The 19,651-nt window shown below is 69.9% G+C and carries 18 protein-coding genes and 2 pseudogenes; 9 read left to right on the forward strand and 11 right to left on the reverse strand.

What is annotated here, in order from left to right; translation table 11 throughout:
* Together ABZ490_RS45180 and ABZ490_RS45185 are read left to right on the forward strand one after the other, a co-directional pair.
* A pseudogene (locus ABZ490_RS45180) lies at window positions 1-345 on the forward strand (hypothetical protein); the annotation flags it as partial.
* 806 nt (window positions 346-1,151) lie between these two features.
* The gene (locus tag ABZ490_RS45185) at window positions 1,152-1,730 is read left to right on the forward strand and encodes a hypothetical protein (protein WP_359004359.1); all 579 of its coding nucleotides are present in this window, start codon (window positions 1,152-1,154) and stop codon (window positions 1,728-1,730) included.
* A gap of 31 nt (window positions 1,731-1,761) precedes the next feature.
* Here the strand turns inward: ABZ490_RS45185 and ABZ490_RS45190 are convergent, their stop codons facing one another.
* On the reverse strand, window positions 1,762-2,385 hold the full coding sequence (locus ABZ490_RS45190) for a hypothetical protein (protein ID WP_359004362.1): 624 nt from the start codon (window positions 2,383-2,385) through the stop codon (window positions 1,762-1,764).
* Window positions 2,386-2,443: 58 nt separating this feature from the next.
* Window positions 2,444-3,136: a hypothetical protein gene (locus tag ABZ490_RS45195; RefSeq protein ID WP_359004365.1), complete on the reverse strand. Its 693-nt coding sequence runs from the start codon at window positions 3,134-3,136 to the stop codon at window positions 2,444-2,446.
* Window positions 3,137-3,353: 217 nt separating this feature from the next.
* Between ABZ490_RS45195 and ABZ490_RS45200 the strand changes: the two genes are divergently transcribed.
* On the forward strand, window positions 3,354-3,578 hold the full coding sequence (locus ABZ490_RS45200; protein ID WP_359004368.1) for a hypothetical protein: 225 nt from the start codon (window positions 3,354-3,356) through the stop codon (window positions 3,576-3,578).
* Window positions 3,579-3,841: 263 nt separating this feature from the next.
* On the opposite strand, the pseudogene ABZ490_RS45205 reads toward ABZ490_RS45200, so the two are convergent.
* Window positions 3,842-4,244, reverse strand: a pseudogene (locus ABZ490_RS45205) (ABC transporter substrate-binding protein); the annotation flags it as partial.
* Window positions 4,245-4,389: 145 nt separating this feature from the next.
* On the opposite strand from ABZ490_RS45205, the gene ABZ490_RS45210 reads away from it, so the two are divergent.
* On the forward strand, window positions 4,390-4,773 hold the full coding sequence (locus ABZ490_RS45210; RefSeq protein WP_359004371.1) for a BlaI/MecI/CopY family transcriptional regulator: 384 nt from the start codon (window positions 4,390-4,392) through the stop codon (window positions 4,771-4,773).
* Window positions 4,770-5,777: a M56 family metallopeptidase gene (locus ABZ490_RS45215; RefSeq protein ID WP_359004374.1), complete on the forward strand. Its 1,008-nt coding sequence runs from the start codon at window positions 4,770-4,772 to the stop codon at window positions 5,775-5,777. Before ABZ490_RS45210 ends, ABZ490_RS45215 begins: the two co-directional genes overlap by 4 nt.
* 78 nt (window positions 5,778-5,855) lie before the next feature.
* On the opposite strand, the gene ABZ490_RS45220 is transcribed toward ABZ490_RS45215, so the two are convergent.
* The 5 genes from ABZ490_RS45220 to ABZ490_RS45240 are packed head-to-tail and all read right to left on the reverse strand — an operon-like array spanning window position 5,856 to window position 11,718.
* Window positions 5,856-7,262, reverse strand: a complete 1,407-nt coding sequence (locus tag ABZ490_RS45220; RefSeq protein ID WP_359004376.1) for an MATE family efflux transporter — start codon at window positions 7,260-7,262, stop codon at window positions 5,856-5,858.
* A gap of 6 nt (window positions 7,263-7,268) precedes the next feature.
* The gene (locus tag ABZ490_RS45225; protein ID WP_359004379.1) at window positions 7,269-8,297 is read right to left on the reverse strand and encodes a cysteine synthase family protein; all 1,029 of its coding nucleotides are present in this window, start codon (window positions 8,295-8,297) and stop codon (window positions 7,269-7,271) included.
* A 46-nt stretch (window positions 8,298-8,343) separates the two neighbouring features.
* Window positions 8,344-9,717, reverse strand: a complete 1,374-nt coding sequence (locus ABZ490_RS45230) for a Y4yA family PLP-dependent enzyme (protein WP_359004382.1) — start codon at window positions 9,715-9,717, stop codon at window positions 8,344-8,346.
* Complete coding sequence (locus ABZ490_RS45235) at window positions 9,708-10,703, reverse strand: ornithine cyclodeaminase family protein (RefSeq protein ID WP_359004385.1); 996 nt, start codon at window positions 10,701-10,703, stop codon at window positions 9,708-9,710. The genes ABZ490_RS45230 and ABZ490_RS45235 overlap by 10 nt, the downstream gene beginning before the upstream one ends.
* Window positions 10,704-10,728: 25 nt before the next feature.
* Entirely contained in the window at window positions 10,729-11,718 is a 990-nt protein-coding gene (locus tag ABZ490_RS45240; RefSeq protein ID WP_359004387.1) for a TauD/TfdA family dioxygenase, read from the reverse strand.
* 374 nt (window positions 11,719-12,092) lie between these two features.
* Between ABZ490_RS45240 and ABZ490_RS45245 the strand changes: the two genes are divergently transcribed.
* The 4 genes from ABZ490_RS45245 to ABZ490_RS45260 all read left to right on the forward strand — a co-directional run bounded on the left by ABZ490_RS45245 (window position 12,093) and on the right by ABZ490_RS45260 (window position 16,979).
* Window positions 12,093-13,652, forward strand: a complete 1,560-nt coding sequence (locus tag ABZ490_RS45245) for an ABC transporter substrate-binding protein (protein WP_359004390.1) — start codon at window positions 12,093-12,095, stop codon at window positions 13,650-13,652.
* A gap of 116 nt (window positions 13,653-13,768) precedes the next feature.
* Window positions 13,769-14,659: an ABC transporter permease gene (locus ABZ490_RS45250; protein ID WP_359004498.1), complete on the forward strand. Its 891-nt coding sequence runs from the start codon at window positions 13,769-13,771 to the stop codon at window positions 14,657-14,659.
* A complete protein-coding gene (locus tag ABZ490_RS45255; RefSeq protein ID WP_359004393.1) occupies window positions 14,656-15,498 on the forward strand; it encodes an ABC transporter permease subunit in 843 nt (280 codons plus the stop codon). Before ABZ490_RS45250 ends, ABZ490_RS45255 begins: the two co-directional genes overlap by 4 nt.
* Window positions 15,495-16,979, forward strand: coding sequence for an ATP-binding cassette domain-containing protein (locus ABZ490_RS45260; protein WP_359004396.1), 1,485 nt, complete (start codon window positions 15,495-15,497; stop codon window positions 16,977-16,979). The genes ABZ490_RS45255 and ABZ490_RS45260 overlap by 4 nt, the downstream gene beginning before the upstream one ends.
* Before the next feature lie 48 nt (window positions 16,980-17,027).
* Here ABZ490_RS45260 and ABZ490_RS45265 read toward each other — a convergent pair whose 3' ends face one another.
* The 3 genes from ABZ490_RS45265 to efeU all read right to left on the reverse strand — a co-directional run bounded on the left by ABZ490_RS45265 (window position 17,028) and on the right by efeU (window position 19,612).
* On the reverse strand, window positions 17,028-17,324 hold the full coding sequence (locus ABZ490_RS45265; protein WP_359004399.1) for a hypothetical protein: 297 nt from the start codon (window positions 17,322-17,324) through the stop codon (window positions 17,028-17,030).
* Window positions 17,325-17,790: 466 nt separating this feature from the next.
* Window positions 17,791-18,660: an ABC transporter permease gene (locus tag ABZ490_RS45270; RefSeq protein WP_359004401.1), complete on the reverse strand. Its 870-nt coding sequence runs from the start codon at window positions 18,658-18,660 to the stop codon at window positions 17,791-17,793.
* A 103-nt stretch (window positions 18,661-18,763) separates the two neighbouring features.
* Window positions 18,764-19,612 carry an iron uptake transporter permease EfeU gene (efeU, locus tag ABZ490_RS45275; RefSeq protein ID WP_359004404.1) on the reverse strand — a complete coding sequence of 283 codons (849 nt, stop codon included), beginning with the start codon at window positions 19,610-19,612 and terminating at the stop codon, window positions 18,764-18,766.
* Window positions 19,613-19,651: the final 39 nt, after the last annotated feature.

The following is a 19,651-nucleotide window of genomic DNA, read 5'->3' on the forward strand; positions in this document are numbered from 1 at the left end:
CACGATCTGCTGCAGCTTCTGCCCCTCCTGGTCGGTCAGTCTGCGCACACGGACCTGCTCAGCCACCGCGCCTCCAGCGGTCGGGATCGGTCGTCACCCCCACATCCAACCGCCACGACCACCAATCCGGCGAACCAATCCGGTCAGAGCACTAGCAACGCGTCACAGGCTCAGCCAGCACCGCCTGAGGGTTCTCCCTCTGGCCAGCCGCCGCGGCAAAACCGGCTCGCCCGGCGCGGCAAGCCGCTGGCCAGGCGGTTCGTCCTCGGCGTCGCCTACGGCGCGGGCACAGGCGTCGGTGGCTTCGCGATCGGCTACGTGATCTGGTGGCTCCAGTCACGGTAGCTCGAAAGCGGTGATCAAGGGTGGGGCTCGTCCAGTGGGCGGGCCCCACATCCACGTTCTGGATCAGCAGGAGCGATGACAGCGACCGGTCGAAAGTGTCACCGAGGGCACTGTCACCCGCTCCCTGGCGGCCGGTTGGCAAGGTCGACACCGAGATCCCGGCCCCCGCTACCGGCACCCTGTGCTCGGGTTCAGTGGCACTGAAGCCACACGAGCAGCCAGCCGATGGCGCTGGCTCCCGCCGCGGAGGCTGCCCCTCGCATCATGTTCAGCCCGATCAAGCTGGCGTAACGGGATACGCGCCTCCGCCCAGGTGACTTTCTGGCTCCCCGAGGGTCGGGCGGGGTTGCCATATGGTCTTTCACGGTGTTGGCCATCGGTCTCCTCGTCGGGTGCTTGATGCCACGCCGGCAGGGGACCACCGTCGGCCACGCCGCCAAGGTTCGGCTGACGGTGGTCTTCCCCTGGGCACGTCTGAGCCTAGGAGGGGAAACTCGCCGCCGGTGGCGCCAACGGCCCCTCAGCCGCACGGGATCGGTGTAATTTCCACAGGTGACGATCAACGGCCCGGGCACCATCGATGACCTCGTCCATGACGCCGCGCTCGCGGGCTACCCCGTTACCCGACGTTCATACACGACTGGGTCTCGCTGGGGCTGCTGAACAGCCCGCAACGGCGACGATCAGGCCCTCACGGCTCGGACAAGGCACTCCACTCAGCCCAGCAGCGCCGCGTCTTCCTGCTGCTCTTGCACGCGAGAGTCGAGACCCCGCGCATCCCGTTGCTCGCGCGAGTTCCGCTGGCTATGTGGTTCTACTGGGGTGACGACTGGGTTCCGACCCACCAAGCGTTACGCGCACTTGCCACTCACGTCGGCGACCCGAGAAGCACCAAGGCCCAGGCTCTGGAAGGCGCGCGCCAACTCATCGCGCCGCTGGACGACCCCCGCCTGGGGACGCCACACCTCCGTCGGCAGTTCCTACATGCTGTCCGTGACGCCCTCTACACGGGGGTCTTCAACGAGGAGGTCATCGTGGCGAAGGCTCGGACGCTGTTCGACCCGCCTGAGCTTCACCGTGCGGTGGTCCGTTCACGCGAGGCCACAGCCCCGGCAACGCCGCAGGCGCTGGCGTTTGAGCTGAGAGTCAAGATGCTCGGTGCCGCGCTCGTTGCGAGTGGCAAGGTGCGCGCGAGCCGCCTAGAGGCCGTTCGCGAGCAGTGGCGCACCCAATCCGGCTGGATGGAGAAGAAGAAAACTGCCGGGACGGGCACACCGGTCGGAAGCAGCTCCGACCCTGGTCAGCCGACACCAGCGCAGATCGCCACATCCGGCGGGAGGTTGCTGTTCGCGCTCGGGGCTCAAAGCCTTGCCCTGCCCAAGTAGTCCCTCGGAGGCCGACAGGGTAGGGCTGCGGTCAGCCGATGGTTCGCACTCGGGGCACCTGCGGTACGTCCACCTCGTACGGCACCGTCCAGGGGGCGAAGCCGTCCCGGCGGCAGGTGAGGACCAGGCGCATCGGCTTGTTGAGCCAGTTGTCCCGCCAGCGCGCCTCCCGGTCGTTGCCCTCCCACCAAAGGGGTGACCGCGTGCGCTCCAGCGCGAGGGGCCGGCCAGCGCCCACGCGCAGCGGGAACCCGGGGATCACCTGCCCGTTCGCGTCCGCGCCGTCCGAGCTAGGCACGAACCGCAGCGGCCCCCACACCTGGGCGGCCGCCTGCTCCGGCGTGGGCCCGCCCGCGAGCCTGGGGGTGTAGTCCATGTCGTCGCTCTGCCTGACCTCCACGCGGACCTCGTCCAGGTGGCCCAGGGGCAGCGGGCCGGCCAGGTGCACGCTCAGCGTGGCGCGGTCACCGTCGCCGCGCTCGATGGTCACGTTGAACTGCGGCGTGAGGTCGGCGTGCCAGCGCTCGCGCTCGATGCGAGCGACCGCGTCCGCGGTGGAGTTGGCCCGGCGCGCTGCGAGCCAGGCGCCACCCGTGGCGACGGCGCTGAAGACGGCCGTCGTTCCGGCGATGATGGAGGCCCAGGGTACGTCCATGGGCGGGAGCGTATCGGGAGTTGCGGCGGATGGTGGCGGTCAACGAGGCTGCGGTCACTCAGCGAACGGTGACGAACCACGCGACGACCATGACCACGGTCACCGCCATGCCACACACGACGGCGACGACGGTCCGCGCGTTTAAACCTCCCGAGAGTGAACCCCCCGTCGCAGCGATTGCCCCGCTGCCCGCGCTCACTTCCGAGCCCCCAACGAGGGCCGCGCGAACGTGGTGAGCCTCGCCCGCCTCCCAACGGACCTCACCGTCCAAGGGACCGAGGTGACCGCGGTGCAGGTCCCCCGACGCGAAGCGGCGCCAGGGGCGTCCGGCGACGTCGGTGAATTCCACGAAGCACCGCGCCGGGTCGGGCTCCTCTCCGTTGACCGGAAGCGCCTTCGTGACGCACGCGCCGGGACCCAGAAGCCCGTTGAGCTCGGCAGGAGCAAGTGCCTGGTCGCCGTAGCGAAGGGCCACGCCGGTGAACGGCTGCGTGCTGTCGTTCGTCACGGTGAGCCACCAGAGGGCGACCGACAAGCCGAGGCGGGACGGCTGCTTGCCGACCGCCACGCGCAGCATGGACGCGTGCAGTGTCGCGTCTTGGCGCTCCGTTTCGCGTTCTCGCGTCTGAAGAGCCACCTGTCGGACGCCCAGTTCCCGCGCCTGCTTCCACTGATGCCTGAGTCCGAGGTACGTGAGCGCCAGGCCGCCGGCGCCGACCACCGCACCCATGATGTCGAGCAGCTCCCCCATGGCCGACAACTGTGAGGCTCGGCGCGGGACGTTGTCCATCGAACAGCACCTCGAAACTCCGCGGAGTACACGCGGATCATGATCACAGTCGCCGCTGGCACACCCACACCGTCACAAGATCAGCGACAGAGCACGTAATTCCCCAGATCCCTGGCGCAATGTGTCAGGAGCATGGGGCTGGCAGCGGCTCGGAGGGAGCCGCCGGTAGGAGACCGTCGTGATCGCTACTTCAGAACGTATTCGTGGACGCGGCCTCGGCTCCGGCTGGCTGGTCTGGCATGCGCCGGTCGGGGCCGTGGTCGAGGACTTCCAGGCGATCGCGTGTAGCGAAGAGGAGGGGCTGGCGGCCTCTTCGGGCGTGCGGGAGGTTCCGCTGGATCTCGATGTGCCCGGGGAGTCGTGGTGCCTCGAGTGCCTCGCACTGGTTTCAACGGCTGAGTAGGAAGAGTTCTCAGGCTGTAGCCCTCGGGCGCTTCGCTGGTCAGCTTGGTGTGAGGGCAGGTGCTGGTTCGCCTCGCAAGGAGCTCACCAGCAGATTCTTCGCTGCCGGTGGTGCATACCTTTCGTGATCATGTCCTGCGGAAATATCTTCAGGCGGGATGACTGATGGGTGACGGCCGGGGACTGGCGGTTCCTGGCCGGGATCGACCTGCCGGGCGTCAGAAGTGCGTCGCGGCGGCCGGTGGCGCGCAGGGGTTCGGCGCTGTGGAGGCCGAAGTCGGGGTCGCCGGTGCTGCCGAAGCCGGCGAGGACCGCGTCGTCCTTCATCCTCGGCTCCACGGCCTCCCAGGCGGCGCTCTCCACCTGCACCTTGATGCCGGCCTTCTTGGCGTCGGAGACGTAGGCGAGGGCGTGGCCCTTGCGAACCTTGTCGCCCGACGGGTAGAGCAGGGTGAAGGTCGCCCTTCGGCCGGCCTTGGCGCGGATACCGCCGTCGCCGGTCTTCCAGCCCGCCTGGTCCAGCATCCGCTGGGCCTTGCCGAGGTCCTTCTCCCGCGCTGCCCTTCGCGTACCAGGGGTAGTCGACCGGCAGCGGCCTGTACGCAGGTCGTCCCGGGCCGTCGAGGATCTTGTCGACCGTAGCCTTGCGGTCGACGGGGGCGTCGAGGGGCGGCACGCAAGTCATTCGGGGGCGTTAAATAAGGTATGCCTTAGTGCATCCGCAGTAATCGTCTGCATCGTTGTGGACGCCGCTGGGGTGTGAGCGAGTTGGGCCGCCGCGCCATGGTGGGGTGCGGGAGGACGGGAGAGAGATGTCGCGCAGTGGTGAGGACGAGAGGCGCCCGCACGGTGAGCTCGTCGCGGACGTGCTGGCGGTCCTGTGGCAGGTCGGTAAGCCGATGACCGCGCAGCAGGTCAACGCCGTGCTCGACAAAGGGCTGGCCAGGACGACGATGGCCACCATCCTCAGTCGCCTCTACGAGAAGGGCACGCTGCGCAGGATCCCTGTGACACGCGGATTCGCCTACGAGCCGGTGGAGGACGCGGAGGGACTTGCCGCGGGCCGCATGCGTCGTGAGCTGGAAAGCGAGCCGCGTCGCGAACTGGTGCTGAAGCGGTTCGTGTCCTCGCTGTCCGCGTCCGACGAGGAGACTCTGCGCCGCCTGCTGCTGGAAGCCGAGGAAGGCTCTTCGTGACGTATGTACTGGTGCTGGTCGTGCTGGCTCTCGCGATTCCGTGGGGTGCGGCGCCGATCGCACGGCACCTGGCGGGTGTTCTTGCGCCGCGCGAGGCGTGCTGGGTACTGACAGGGGCCGCGGTCCTGCTGGCCGGTGGGACGATCGCGGCGTTGGTCGGCCTGTTCCATGTCCCGTTCCTCGCCGCACTGGAGCAGTTGTCTTTGGTGCGGGTGCTGGAGGCATGGCCGGCTGCCGTTCCGTTCGCCTGTGTTGCTGGAGCGGTGATGCTCGTCCAGCTCGTGCTGCTCGTACGGCGCTGGTTTCAGCACCGTTCTGTGCTCAGGACTGCGTGGCTGTCGGCGGACGGGGGCACGGGGGACGGCGACCTGCTGGTGGTTTCCGGGAGAGATGTGGACGCCTTCGCGCTTCCCGGTTACCGGGGGCGGCGTGGCCGGGTCGTGGTGACGTCCGCGATGGTGCGGTCCCTGAAGGCGAGTGAGCGTGAGGTGTTGCTGGCTCATGAGCGGGCGCACCTGGCGGGTCGTCACCATCTGCTGTCCGCAGTGGCCGATCTCGCTGCCGTGGTGCACCCCGCTCTGCGGGGCTTGCGTGAAGCGCTGGGTTTCCATCTGGAGCGTTGGGCGGACGAGGAGGCGGCCGCGGTCGTGGGTGACCGCCGGGTGGCGGCTGCGGCCATCGCCCGAGCGGCGCTGGCCGGGGCATCTCACGGCCGTGCCGACGGGTATCCGTTGCTGTCGGTGACGAGTGGACCCGTGCCGCGGCGCGTCGAGGCCCTGTTGGCGCCTGAGCCGCAGGCTCTGCGAGGCGGTGCCCGACGGGTCGGAGTCGCCGCTCTGGCCGGGACAGTGGTCGTCGCGGCCGTGGGAGCTCTTGCGCTGGCTTACGGGTTGCACGAGTACGTGGAGTACGCGGCGCAGGACTTGGTCGGCGTCACCACACCGTCGGGTTGCTCGGGTATGTGGGATACGTTGCGCGCCTTGTTCGGGAACGGCGCTCCCTGAGAAAGGCAGGCCCTTCGACGGCCGTATTGCCCGTGGCACGGCGAAGGGGGCTTTCCGGCTGCTCCCGTACCGGTGAGGTCAGGCGGCTGCCGTGGTGGGCCGGGGCTGTGCTGCGGCGAGTGCGGTGTTGTAGTGGCGCAGCAGAAGCAGGGCGGTGGCGGCGAGGCCGGTGAGGAGTCCCAGCCAGATGCCGACCGTGTCGAGTTCCAGGGCGTAGGCGAAGAGCCAGGCGGCGGGGAGTCCGATGGCCCAGTAGCCGATGAGGGTGATGCGGAAGCCGCTCTTGGTGTCGTTCAGGCCACGCAGGAGTCCGACGCCGATGTTCTGCGTGCAGTCGAAGAACTGCAGGAACGTGGTGACGATCAGCAGGTGGGTGGCGATGGTGAGGGCCTGTTCGGAGCCGGTCTCCAGGAAGGGGGCCAGGACGAGGCGCGGCAGGGTGAGGTACACGATGCCGACGACGGTCATGACGGCGGCGGCGCAGGCGAGTGCGGTGTTCTTGATGCGTCGGGCCCCCTCGGGGTTGCCGAGGGCGAGTTCGCGGCTGACATTGATGGACGCGGCGTGGGAGAGGCCGACGGCTGTCTGGAAGACGATGTAGACGAGCTGGTTGGCGGCGGTGTGGGCGGCGAGCGCGTCGGGGCCGAAGGAGCCCGCCATGAGGGCGGTGACGGAGAAGAAGCCCGCTTCGGAGCCGTACGTGGCCGCGATCGGGATGCCGAGGCCGAGAAGCTGTTTGACGGTGGCGGCGTCGGCACGGGCGATGTCGAGGGTGAGGAGCGGGGCCAGGTAGGGGTGTGTTCTCGCGGCGAGGTAGAGGGCGAGGAAGGACAGCAGGTAGACGGTGGAGGTGGCGATGCCGACGCCGGTCAGGCCGAGCTGGGGCAGGCCGAAGGTGCCGTGGACGAGGACCCAGTTGAGTCCGGCGTTGACGGCGATGGAGGCGAGGGTGATCTGGAGGAGGGCCTGGGGCTTGCGCATGCCGACGGTGAACTGGCGTATGGCCTGGAACCACAGGCAGGGCAGCAGGCCGGGTGCGAGGGCGTAGAGCATCGTCCGGGTGAGGTCGACGACGTCGGTGTTCTGCCCGAGCCAGGTCAGGGACTGCCCGATGAGGATCATGACGAGCGCGCCGACGGCGCCGGCCAGGGTGGCGACGGCCAGGCCGGCCCGGACGATGCTGCGGACTTCGTTGTGCGCTGCCTGCTGCGCGTCCTCTGGGCCGGTGCTTGGAGTGGCCTGCTCGGCTCGGGCTGCTGCTGCCGCGATCTGGTTGCCGACGGAGGTGACCAGGCCGACGCCCATGGTGCGGATCTGGTTGAAGATGACGATGGCGAGGCCGCCGGCCGCGAGTTCGGTGGTGCCCAGCAGGCCCATCATCACGGTGTCGGTGGTCGTCAGGGCGACCTGCGCGAGCTGGGTGAGGACGAGGGGGACAGCGAGGGCACCGAGCGCGCGACTGTCGCGGAGAAGCGTGGTCAGCATCGGGGGTTACCGGTTCCTGCGGAGCTTGGTGAGCTGGTCTTCGACTTCGCGTTCAACTGCGGGACTGAGGAGGTCGCGCTCACGCATCCAGGCGTCGTTGAAGACGGTGTCCATGTACTTCTCCCCGCCGTCGTTGATGAGGGCGACCATAGTGGTGCCCGGCGGCAGGGCGGGCAGGCGGGTGAGTGCCTCGTACACGACGCCGCCGGCTGAGCCGCCGATGAGCAGCCCGGTCCTGGCCACGGCGCGGCAGGTCGCGAAGGCTTCGATGTCGCCGACCTTGACGCCTTCGTCGATGAGGTCGAAGTCGACCAGTGCGCCGATCTCGGCGCCTTCGGGGGTGCCGGTGCCGGACTGGTAGTAGTCGTGGGCGGGCCCGCCGAAGGCGATGGACCCCTTGGGCTCGACGCCGATGACGGTGAAGCCGGATACGAGCCTGGCCAGTTCGCGGCCGGTGCCGCACAGGCCCCCGCCGGTGCCGACCGCGCCGATGAGGATGTCGAGGCGGCCGTCGAGGGCTTGGGCGAGCTCGTGGGCGACGGGGAAGTAACCGACACCGTTGGCAGGGTTGTTGTGCTGTTCGGTGAAGACGGTGTTGTCCTCGTCCCGGGCCATGTCCTCGGCGAGTTCTTCCCTGGCGGCGGTGGCGAGTTCTTCGGCGCCGTCGTTGACGATGTAGACGAGTTCGGCGCCCAGGGCTTTCATGGCGCGCAGCTTGTCGGCGGCTGCGTGGTGGTCGACGACGGCGGTGAAGGTGTAGCCGCGTTCGGCGGCGATCACGGCCAGTCCCAGGCCGGTGTTGCCGGAGGTGGACTCGATGATCCGGCCTGCGGTCCGCAGCTCCCCGGCGGCTTCGGCGGCGTCGATCATGGCGCGGGCCATACGGATCTTCGCGGTGCCGGTGGGGTTGAACATCTCCAGCTTCAGCAGGAGGCGGCTGCCGGTCTCGGTCGTGGCCAGTTCCAGCAGAGGGGTGCAGCCGATCAGGTCGGACATGCGGGAGACCACGGCGGGCCGCTGAAGGGCTCCGGGCATCAGAAGACTCCTGTGAGGGGGAGGGCAAGGCGAGGGCGGGCTGTGATCAGGTGAAGTGGCGGTCCAGCTGCCAGCGCGGCCGGGGCCGGTCGGTGTGGTCGATGACGACCTTGGGCGGCAGGGGCAGGTCGTGGAAGGGGGACTCGTTGGAGTCCATCTGGTAGCCGGCCGTGTTGGGGTAGAGCAGGAGGTCACCGGTCCGGGGCCGGTGAGGGAAGGCGATCTTGCGCCAGGTGAGCATGTCCGACTCCAGGCAGGTGGCCGCGCCGACACTCGCCGGGAACACCCCGGACGCGGTGGCCGGCTTCAGGGGAATCAGCAGGGGGTCGGGGAGGTATTCGCTGTTGAACCACTGTTCGGACAGGCTCAGGCTGGTGCCGTTGACCGTCAGCAGTTGGCAGCCCTCGCGGTCCTTGGCTCCCTGGACGGTGAACACGGTGGCGCCGGCCTGGTCGAGCAGGGCACGTCCGGGCTCCATCAACAGTTCCACCCCGGCGTCGGTGAGGATCTGGGCGAGTGTGCCGTGCCCGTGTTCGGGGCGGGTCTCCAGCAGGTACTCCAGGGCGCGGGCGCCGGACACGGGCGAGTGGTAGGGGTAGAAGTCGCTGCTGTTGAAGGTCTTGTCGGCGTGGTAATGGGCGGGCTGCTGGGTGTCGAGAAAGGTGTGCCAGCTGTCGGCGTCGGTGTAACTGATGGGCAGACCGCCGCCGATGGAGACACGGCCGGCCGCCAGGCCCATGTCCCGTGCCGTGCGGCACTTCCCGACCAGGCGGGCGGCCAGGTCGGCGCGGGGCTGGAGGGCGTAGCCGGACAGGTGGAAGCTGAACCCCTCCATCCGCAGGGCCTCGCCTCCCTGAAGGCACCGGTCCAGGGCGGTGGCGAGTTCGTCGTCGGTCATGCCGAAGCGGCTGTGGGGCTGCGCCGGAGGCAGGACGCGCAGCAGGATGCGGGCCGGTCGGATGGGCCCCGCCAGCGCGGTGGTGATGACGGCGTCGAGTTCGTCGAGGGCATCGACGGCGATCAGGGCGCTGTGCGTGACGGCCAGGCGCAGCAGTGCGCGGTCCTTGGCAGGGCCGGTCACCATGAGGTGCTCGCCGCGTACCCCGTGCCCGAGTGCCTCGCGCAGTTCGGCGGCGGAGGCGACGTCCACGCCCGCGCCGTGCGCGGCGGCCTGTTCGACGAAGACGGCCGCCTTGTTGGCCTTCTTCGCGTAGTAGACGAACCCCTCCACACCGGCCGTTTCCAGAGTCCTCTGCATGGCGTGAAGGTTGGCGGTGAAGGCGTCGGGGAGCAGGAAGTGGAAGGGGCCGCCGAGAGCGTAGGCGAGTTCTGGCAGCAGTCCGGATGCCACCACCGCGTTCGTGGCGGCATCCGGCAGCACCGGCAGGGCCGGCCAGTGTGCGGGGGTGCTCACTGCCACAGGGCCACCTCGGTGCCCAGGCAGGTACCCAGGGCGAGTTGGGCGAAGCGATGGCCGAGGGCGATGTCGGTGACGACCAGGCCGCTGTTGTAGGCGAAGATCCGCTCCGTCGGCGAGGTGCGTCCCGGCGCCGCACCGGCCAGTACGGCGGGGAACTCGGCGTCGACAGAGGGGAGTTTGCCGTCGGTGTCGGCCATGTCGACTCCCGTGACGTTCATCTGGGCTTCGCTGGTGGCGATGACGCGGTCCGCGCGGTGCAGGGTGGAGGGCGCGAGTCCGTGTCCGACGAGGACGGACAGCGTGCCTTCCGCCAGCCAGTCGGCCTCGATGGCGGCCGGCGTGTGGCCGCCCGCGCTGGCGACGATGATGTCGGCCTCCCCGGCCGCGGCCCGCAGGTCGGAGACGACCTCGACGTCCCGGTCGGGGAAGTGGGTGTGCAGTTCCTTCCGTACGGCGGCGAGGCCGTCGGGATGGGTACCGCTGATCAGCAGCCGTTCCAGATCGGGTAGCGCGGTCACCAGGAACGGCAGGGCGAGGCGGCCTTGGGTGCCGGTGCCGACCACCAGCGCCGTCCGTGAGCCCGGAGTGGCCAGTTCACGTGCCAGCAGGGCGGATACGGCGGGGGTGCGCAGGGAGCCGATCCGGGAGCAGTCCATCATCGCGACCGGCAGACCGGTGACGTCGTCGTAGAGGGTCAGCGTCGTGTAGTAGTGCTGTTCCTCGCGGCCCTTGTCCAAGCCGTGCTTGTAGGACGTCTTGACGGCGACGACTTCGCGGGTGCCGTCCCGGCCCAGCATCGCGTAGGAGACGGAGTGGCCGTCGCCGGGCTTGACGGTGAGCTTGCGCGGATTGTCCGACAGGCCGTCAGCGAGGGTGCGGTAGGCGCCTTCGACGGTGGCGAGCACGTCCCTGAGGGTGATGTCGATGCCAGCCAGGTCACTGGTGGACAGGATCCGCAGGCGGCGGTCCGAGGGTATGCCGGTCACAGGTTCCTCCAGCCGGGTCGGGGTGTCAGCGGACGTACGCTTCGAGGGCGGCCTGGCCGTATCCGTGCTCGGCTGCTTCCGCCTCGGGGCGGGTCGTGCGGCCGGGAACACGCACCGAGGCCCGCTTGAGCCATCGGTCGGTGCCGTCGTAGCGGGCGCGGAACGGCACTCGGCCGTGGACGACGATGTCGTTGTCGACGACCAGCACGTCGCCGGGCTCAAGGCTCACCGTGACCGACACCCGGGCCAGTTCCTCCTCCAGCCGGTGGTACGCGTCGCTCCAGCCGGTGTCGGCCTCGTCGATCGGGGTGTAGGCGGGGTCGAAACGCATGGTCAGACCTTCCGGGGCGCCGAAGAGGGTCGGTACCGGGGCAGGCCGGCCGGGGAACTGTCGGGCCTGCTCGTAGGCGTCGTCGGGCAGGATCGGCACGACCGTCCGCTTCAACTGCTCGACATCCGCCCGGTCCAGTTCGGTGCGGCGGATGCTGGCCGCGGTCGTGGCGATGTTGTCGCGGTTGCGCATGCAGCACAGCAGGAGCAGATGGGCGCGACCGGGGTGGAACGCGTCCTCGGTGTGCGGGGTGAGCAGGACGGAGCTGGAAGCGCCTGTCTGCTCGCTCTCGTGGCCGGGGGAGGGGACGATGTTGTGGACGAACCGGCCGTCCTGCTGGCCGTCCCAGGCGATCGGCGTGCCCATCAGTGCCGAGACGAGCAGCAGGACCGTGTCCCACAGAGCCCCGGCGTCACCGGCGGTCGACCAGTGGCCGGGCGTGGGTCCGAGTGCGGTGTCGTCGGGGTGGAGGCCCCGCAGGACGAACAGGCCGTCAGCGGTGTCCACGGGCCGCAGCGCGTGGCGCACCTCGTTGCTGAGCCCTGTGCACGCCTCGGGCAGGGCAGCCAGGAGACCGGGAGACGTGGCAGAGCCGTGGTCGGCGAGCAGTTGGGCTGCGGCGGTGGTCATTTCGGCTGCGGTGGTGGCGTCGAGACGGCGTACCGGGGCAGGGCAGGTGGGCACGGTGGCACCTTCCAGGGCAGGGCGAAACGAAGCGCGGGCATGCGGCTGCACCGGCTCGAATGAGGTGGGAACGGGGCGAGCGTCGTAGGGCCCGGCGCGGCTCGGGGACGGGTGCCGGACACCAGGAACGTAACCCCGCCACTTAGGTAAGGCAACCCTAAAGGATGTGATTGACTACATCAACGTAGTCTGATTTTCGGTTACCGTGAACATATCTGATGAGCCATCAAAAATGCTTCTGACCAGCAGACTTGAGGTGAACTCGATCGCCTCTCGTGATCTCTGGTGCGAGGTGGGGCGTCTTGCGGAGTCTGGCCGGATCAGGTTAGGTAAACCTAAGAAATGGCCAGTGCGACCTGAGACGAGGACAAGACGTGGGAGTCACCAGACGACAGCTGCTGTGGGCCGGCACCGGCATCGGAGTGGCCGGATTCCTCGCAGCCTGCAGCGGCGGCGATGAGGACTCCAGGGGCGCCGCGGCTTCTGGTGCGGCAACGGAGAAGCCCCGCTCCGGCGGCACCCTGAGAGTGGGCGCACTGGGACGCGCGAGTGCGATCACCCGGGACCCGCACGGCACCCAGGCCAACGAGAGCGACTACCTCATCCTTGCCCTCGTCTTCGACACCCTCACCGTCCCCGGCGCCAAGACCAACACCGCCCCGCGCCTTGCCGCTTCGTGGGAGCCGTCGGCGGACCTGAAGACCTGGAAGTTCAAGATCGCCGAGGGTGCTGTCTTCCACGATGGCACGCCGGTCACCGCAGAGGACGTCGTGTGGTCGCTGAAGCGGCTGCGCAACACCCCCTCCGGCGCGGCCCGCCTGCCCGGCATCCAGGCCAAGAACATCAGCGCCGAAGGCGCGGACACCGTCGTACTCGTCTCCGACTACGCCAACGCCGAGTTTCCGCTCCTGACCCGTTTCACCTCCTTCGTGATGAAGAAGGACACCAAGGACTCGGAGATCGCGAAGGCCCCCGGGACCGGCCCGTTCACACTGGACTGGTTCCGCGGCGGGAACGCCCGCCTGGTGCGCAACCATAAGTGGTACGGCGGCACCGTGCACCTCGACGCGATCGAGGTCACCATGTTCGAAACCCCGCAGGCGATGGCGAACGCGCTGCTCGCCGGACAGATCGACCTCGCCTCCAACGCCGGAGCCGTCGCGGCCCGTACCGCCGCATCCCGCAAGGACGTCCAGGTGCTGCGCCGCCCCGATGACATGGCGATGCCGATCGTCATGCGCACGGTCAAGGGCAGCCCCTTCGCGGACGAGCGGGTGCGTGAGGCGATGCGCCTCGTCGTGGACCGGGAGGCGATGGTCAAGCAGGTCCTGTCCGGCTACGGCACCGTCGCCAACGACATCCTGGGAACCGGCGATCCCGCCTACGCCAAGGACATCCCGCAGCGCAAGCAGGACCTGGCCAAGGCCGGGCAACTGCTGAAGGACGCGGGCTTCGACCTGTCCAGGACCTACGAGCTCGTCACCACCGAGGACATCTCCGGTCTCGCCGACTCCGCGACACTGTTCGCCCAGCAGGCCCGCGAGGCCGGAATCAAGATCAAGGTCGTCAAGCAGGAGTCGGGCGCCTTCTGGGAGAAGACCTGGAAGACCGGCGACTTCTACACCACCTACTGGGGCACCAACGACTCGGTGATCTTCTTCGCCTCCAAGACCATGGTCGGCGAAGCGGGCCAGAACGAAGCCGGCTGGAACGACGCAGGCTTCGACGCCTCCTACCGCAAGGTCATCGGCACCGCCGACCCCGACAAGCGCGTGACGGCGCTGAAGGAACTCCAGCAGATCGAGTACGACCGCTCCGGCTACCTGCTGTGGGGCATGGCCGACGGCATCGACCTCGCCGCCGCGAAGGTCCAGAACCTGCCCGAGCTCGCCGGCTACGGCCGCGTCCAGCTGGAAGGCGTGTGGCTGCGTTGAGCCGCGCGGCCAGCACCGGCCGGGTGGCCGCTCCCGACGCGGGGGCGGCAACCGCCCCACGCCGTGCCGGACAGCTCGCCGCCCGCATCGCGGGAACCTTCGGGCGGCGGCTGCTGATGCTCGTCACCCTGCTCGCGCTGGTGTTCGCGGCAGTCGAACTGCTTCCGGGAGACGCGGCCAGCGCCTCCGCCGAGCGCGGGGAGAGCGCGGCCGACCTTGCCGAACGCCGCCACCTGCTGGGCCTGGACCGCCCGGTGTGGGAGCGGTTCGCCGACTGGATGACCGCACTGCCCACCGGTGACCTGGGCACTTCCGCGCGCGGCCAGAAAGTCACCGAACTGCTCGCCGACCCGCTGCCCAACACCCTTGTCCTCGCAGGCAGCGCGTTCGTGATCACCGTGGTCCTGGCCCTGCTGCTGGGGTGCTGGGCCGCCGCCCGCCCCGGCCGCCTGACCGACCGCATCATCGCCCACACGGCGACCGCCGCGTTCGCGGTGCCCGAATTCGTGGTGTCGGCCGCCCTGCTGCTGGTGCTGTCCCTGTGGACGGGGTGGCTGCCCGCTGTCACGGTGACCGGCGGCGACGGCAGACCCGCGACCTGGACCATGCTGATCATGCCGGTCCTCGCCCTGGTCATCCCGCAGACCGGGTGGAACACCCGCGTCGTGCGGGGCGCGCTGGCCGACCAGGCGTCCACCCCGCACGTGGAAGCCGCCCACTTCGACGGACTGCCCGTGCACCGGATCCTGCTGAAGCATCAGCTGCCCGGCGCCGTACCGGCCGTCGCCACCGGCCTGGCCACCTCCACCGGCCTGCTGTTCGGCGGGGCGGTCGTGGTGGAGACCCTGTTCAACTACCCCGGTATCGGCACCGTCCTGGCCGGGGCGGTCGCCGCGCGCGACACCCCGCTCATCGCCGGGGTCGTCATGTGCGCCGGAGCCGTCATCAGCCTGGTGCTGCTGGCCGCCGACCTCATCCGCCACGCCACCCTGGGAGCCCGCGCATGACCGCCGCCGCGCCTTCGGCCACACGTCGGCCCTCCCGCCGGGCGAGAGCCACCGCACTTGTCGTGCCGGCCGGCCTGCTGCTGCTGGCGCTCGCCGGACCGATCGTGGCGCCGCACACGATCGACACCCCCGTCACCGCTCCCTTCGCCGCACCCGGAAACGGAGCGTCGCTGGGGGGAGACCAGCTCGGCCGTGATGTGCTCAGCCGCGTCCTGCACGGCGGCACCCTTCTCACCGCAGGCGCCTTGCTGGTCGCCGTCGTCACGACCCTGGCCGCCGCCCTGATCGGCTGCGTCGCCGTACTGCGGCCCCTGCTCGGCCGTGCGGTCGAACGCAGCGCCGACATCGCGATCCTCCTGCCGCCCCTTCTGGGCATCATGCTCATCGCCCTCGCCTGGCCCGGCGGCGGGCGCTGGGCCGTGATCGCCGCCGCCGTCGTCCTCGGCGTGCCGTACGCGGTCAGGGTCGTCGCGGCCGCCGCGTCCCCTCTCGCCACGGCCGGCTTTGTCGAAGCGGCCCTGGCACGCGGCGAGTCCACCACCTACATCGCCCTGCGCGAGATCCTGCCGAACCTCCGCTCCACCATCCTCACCCTCTTCGGACTGCGGTTCGTCGAAGCCGTCTACGTCATCTCCATGGCCGGATTTCTTCAGATCGGACCCCAGCCGCCCGCCTCCGACTGGTCGCTGATGGTCCGTGAGAACGCCTCCGGCATCCTCCTCAACCCGTGGGCCGTCCTCGCTCCCAGCCTGGCCATCGCCCTGCTGGCCGTCACGGTCAACCTGGTCACCCTCTCCCTGGCTCCCGACACCACTGCGAAGGCGGTGACCCGCGCATGAGCGATCCCGCCCCCGCCACCACCTCCCAGGACACGACGCGACCACCCCTCGTCTCCGTCGCCGGTCTCGAAATACGCCTGCCCGGGGGCCCGGTCCTCCTGCCCGAGACCACCGCGCAGATCCATCCCGGACAGGTCACCGCGCTCATGGGCGCCTCCGGTTCGGGCAAGACCACCCTGCTGCGTGCGCTCATCGGCCATCTTCCCCAGGGCGCCGTCGTCACCGGTGCCCTCGATGTCCTCGGGCGCACCCCGCACCTGCTGTCGGCCGACGAACTGCGCTTGGTGCGCCGTACGACGGTCGCCTACGTCGGACAGGACCCCGGCTCCGCCCTCGACCCCCGCATGACCGTGCGCCGCCTGGTCGCCGAACTCGCCACCGACCCGGCCGAGGAGAAGGTCCTCGACCTGCTCGCCGAATGCCGCCTGCCCGTCGACACCGGGATCGCCAACCGCAGGCCCACCGCTCTCTCCGGCGGCCAGCAACGACGCGTCGCCCTCGCCCGCGCTCTCGCCCGTACCCCCAGGGTTCTTCTTCTGGACGAGCCCACCGCCGGACTCGACGCCGCAGTGCGTGAGGAGATCGCCGACCTGCTGCGCCACCTCGCCGGCAGCCGGAACCTCGCGGTCGTCATCGCCACCCACGACCCCCACCTCGTCGAGACCTGCGCCGATCACACCGTCCGGATCACTCCCAGGACCACGTCCGCACCGCGCGCGGCCGTCAGCATGCCTGCCGCCCCGACAAGCCCGCGCGACAAGCCCGGGGGAGAGTCGATCGCCGCGCAGGCGATCAACGCGTTCTTCGTCGCCGGCAGCCGACGGAGTCCCGCACTGACGGGTGTCGCGTTCACCGCGGCCCCCGGCTCGGCCGCCGCCGTCATCGGGTCCTCCGGATCGGGCAAGACCACCCTGCTGCGCGTCCTCGCCGGACTCCACCCCACCCACACAGGGCAGCTCACCCTCGGCGGCAGCCCCCTGGCCGCCCGGGTGCAGCGCCGCACGCGGGAACAGCGGCGACGCATCCAGCTCATCCCCCAGAATCCCCTCGCCGCTCTCAACCCCCGGAACACCGTCGGCCAGCAGCTGTCCAGGCCACTGCGCCTGCACACGGATCTCCCCAGGAGCGCCCGTCCCGACCGCGTTGCCGAACTCCTCGCGCAGGTCGGCCTTCCCGCCGACTACGCCGACCGCCACCCCGGCGAACTGTCCGGCGGACAACGCCAGCGCGTCTCCATCGCCCGCGCCCTCGCTGCCGACCCCGACATCCTGCTCTGCGACGAGGTCACCTCCGCCCTCGACGCCGACACCGCGACCGCCATCATGGACCTCCTCACCCGCCTGCGGACGGAACACCGGATGACCCTGGTCGTGGTCTCCCACGAACATCACCTGGTCGCCCGTTACACCGACACCGTCCACCTGCTCGACGCAGGTCACCTCACGGACAGCGGTCCCACCACAGGACTGCTTCCCGCCTGACGCCCCAGCACGTGCTTGGTTCCTGACCAACGACTCAGGGCTGCCTTCTCAGGGGGCGTCACGCCGCACAAGGCGGTATCCGCCTTCGAGCGGCTTCCTCCCCGGCTTCCTGGGCCGGTACGTCGACGGGACATACGTCTCGGGCTTGCGTGACCGGACACGCCGTGCCGCCTCCAGCAGAGCGACCAGGGTGGGCGACGCGCGCCACAGCCGGCGGAGGCTGCGCGTGCTCAGCCCCGCCGCGTCGGCGGCCTCCCCGAACGGTGCGCCTCCGCTCATCGCCTGGACCACGACACGGACCATCGCCGAGGTCTGCGACTCACCGGGGTGACCTACGTTGGCCATGGCCAGGGCCGAGGCCGCTCGGACAGCCGCGGCGAAATCGAGGTCGTTCGCCAGCCACTGGTGAAGAAGGGGTCCGGGCACACCGGCCCACACGGCGGCTGCCCGCGGTTCAAGTCCCCGAGCGGTGGCCTGCAGTACGTCCGCCATCCGCGCAAGGCGTTCTTCCCGTTCGCTCGGCAGTCCCCCGAGGGCTGCGCGGAGTGTCCGCTCGACTTCGCCACGGGCAGCCAGCCATTCCACCACTTGCTCGGCCTGTGGAACCGCGGCGTCGACGGACTCGGCGCTGGGCCTCCTGCTCTCGGACATCATCTCCCTCCCGGGGCAGGCGCACGGGTGGGAGAACGCTGTCGGCCTCGGGTCTCGGCCGTCGGTCGGGACGGCCCGACCGGGCGGGTCCGGTGGCCGCTCAGGAAGGCGTCGTGGCGACGCAGGCCGTATACGAGTTGCTGCGGTGCTGCTCGCCCGATCATGACGTCGGGCTTTCAGGGGCCGAACTGCCGCGTGTGGTGCGGCGGGTCCGCCATGAGGACCATGTCCGCCGCCGGGACGGCGGCTCGGTACCGCGCCGGGGTGCCGTGATGCGGGAACGGGCGACCAGTTCCAGGGTGACGGCCACTGCGACGGCCTGCACGGCCATGAGGGCGACGAGGACGAACAGTTGCACGGCACCGGCGGTGAGCACGTCGGCTCCCCCCAGGAGCATGCCGACGAACGCGCCGGGCAGGGTGACCAGCCCGACCGTGCGTGTCTGGTCCAGGCCGGGCACCAGCGCGTCGGAAGCTGCGGGGCGGGCGATCTCGATCCTGGCCTCGCGCTCCGTCAGGCCGAGCGCGAGGCCGGCTTCGACCTCGCCGTGCCGTTGTTCCAGCGTGGCCAGGCTCTGTCGTCCGGCCAGCACGGTCGCGGTGAGCGCGCCCCCGATCAGGATGCCGGTCACCGGGATGAGGGAGATGCCGCGCGGCGGCAGCAGGCCGGTGGCCAGCAGGAGTGCGACGGCCGGGACGACGCCGGCCGCGATCGGCAGTGCCGCCCACCACCACGTGCCGTCCGACGTGATTCTGCGACCCGCGGTGCGCACGGCGACGGCGTACATCAGCAGCAGGAAACCGAGCAGGGCCGCGCCGTGGTGGACGACCCAGCCGATGATGACGGAGACGGCCGCCAGTTGGAGGGCTGCGCGCACGCCGGCGGTCAGCACCTCGCGCGCACGGGCGAAGCTCTGCTCGGGGGAGAGCCGGGCCACGGCCGTGACCGCGACGGCGACGGCCAGGAGGACGGCCAGGACCCAGGCGAGCACGGCGTTGACCGGCAGCAGTGCGGCCGAGGCGGAGTTCATGGCAATCACCGTCGGTGTCGGTGTCCGGGTCTGCGGGAAGTCTCGGAGTCGATCGCTGCCACCCGGTGGTTCGGTCGTGGGCGGAGGCAACCGGGCTTTGTGGTTACTCGGCCGTCGGCCGGGGCGCTGGTTGCCGGGGCTGGGCGGCCGGGCGAGGGCGTTCGGGGGCGAGGAAGAGGGCCATCACAGGAATGAGGTAGAGGAGCCAGACGGTGACCTGGAGGACGGTCGGGTCGGGCTGGAAGTTGAAGATGCCCTTCAGCAGGGTTCCGTACCAGGAGTCGGGTGGGATGATGCCGCTGATGTCGAAGGCGAGGTTGCGCAGGCCGGGCAGGAGGTCGGCTTCCTGGAGGTCGTGGATGCCGTAGGCGAGGACGCCGGCGGCGACGGCGACGAGCATGGCGCCGGTCCAGCGGAAGAACTTGGCGAGGTTGATCCGCAGAGTGCCCTTGTAGAACAGCCAGCCCAGGACCACGGAGGTGGCCAGGCCCAGTACAGCGCCGACGAGCGGGCGGACACCGTCGCCGCTGGCCTGCACGGCGGTCCAGATAAACAGGGACGTCTCCAGTCCTTCGCGTCCTACGGCGAAGAAGGAGGTGATCACCAGGGCGCCGGTGCCGAGGGCGAGGGCCGTGTCGAGCTTGTCCTGGAGTTCGCTCTTGAGGTGGCGGGCGGTGCGCCGCATCCAGAACACCATCCACGTGACCAGGCCGACCGAGAGGATGGACAGGGTGCCGCCGAGGGCTTCCTGGGCCTGGAAGGTGAGCGTGGAGGATCCGAACTGCAACAGGGCGCCGAAGGCGAGTGAGAGGGCGATGGCGATGGCGACGCCCGCCCAGACCGGTGGCAGCCGGCGCTGGTTGCCCGTCTTGACGAGGTAGGCGATGAGGATGCAGACGACAAGGCTCGCCTCCAGCCCCTCGCGCAGTCCGATGAGGTAGTTGCCGAACACGCCGGTTCCTTTCTCCGGTTGAAGCAGTGGTGCGCTTTC

This window comes from Streptomyces sp. NPDC005811, from assembly GCF_040630405.1.
Classification (GTDB): Bacteria; Actinomycetota; Actinomycetes; order Streptomycetales; family Streptomycetaceae; genus Streptomyces.

Coding starts and splice junctions, on each gene's coding strand:
- ABZ490_RS45265 (WP_359004399.1), bottom strand. CDS start 17,324: ATGGCCAACGTAGGTCACCCCGGTGAGTCGCAGACCTCGGCGATGGTC.
- ABZ490_RS45255 (WP_359004393.1), top strand. CDS start 14,656: ATGACCGCCGCCGCGCCTTCGGCCACACGTCGGCCCTCCCGCCGGGCG.
- ABZ490_RS45260 (WP_359004396.1), top strand. CDS start 15,495: ATGAGCGATCCCGCCCCCGCCACCACCTCCCAGGACACGACGCGACCA.
- ABZ490_RS45195 (WP_359004365.1), bottom strand. CDS start 3,136: ATGGGGGAGCTGCTCGACATCATGGGTGCGGTGGTCGGCGCCGGCGGC.
- ABZ490_RS45185 (WP_359004359.1), top strand. CDS start 1,152: ATGTGGTTCTACTGGGGTGACGACTGGGTTCCGACCCACCAAGCGTTA.
- ABZ490_RS45190 (WP_359004362.1), bottom strand. CDS start 2,385: ATGGACGTACCCTGGGCCTCCATCATCGCCGGAACGACGGCCGTCTTC.
- ABZ490_RS45225 (WP_359004379.1), bottom strand. CDS start 8,297: ATGCCCGGAGCCCTTCAGCGGCCCGCCGTGGTCTCCCGCATGTCCGAC.
- ABZ490_RS45220 (WP_359004376.1), bottom strand. CDS start 7,262: ATGCTGACCACGCTTCTCCGCGACAGTCGCGCGCTCGGTGCCCTCGCT.
- ABZ490_RS45270 (WP_359004401.1), bottom strand. CDS start 18,660: ATGAACTCCGCCTCGGCCGCACTGCTGCCGGTCAACGCCGTGCTCGCC.
- ABZ490_RS45250 (WP_359004498.1), top strand. CDS start 13,769: ATGCTCGTCACCCTGCTCGCGCTGGTGTTCGCGGCAGTCGAACTGCTT.
- ABZ490_RS45210 (WP_359004371.1), top strand. CDS start 4,390: ATGTCGCGCAGTGGTGAGGACGAGAGGCGCCCGCACGGTGAGCTCGTC.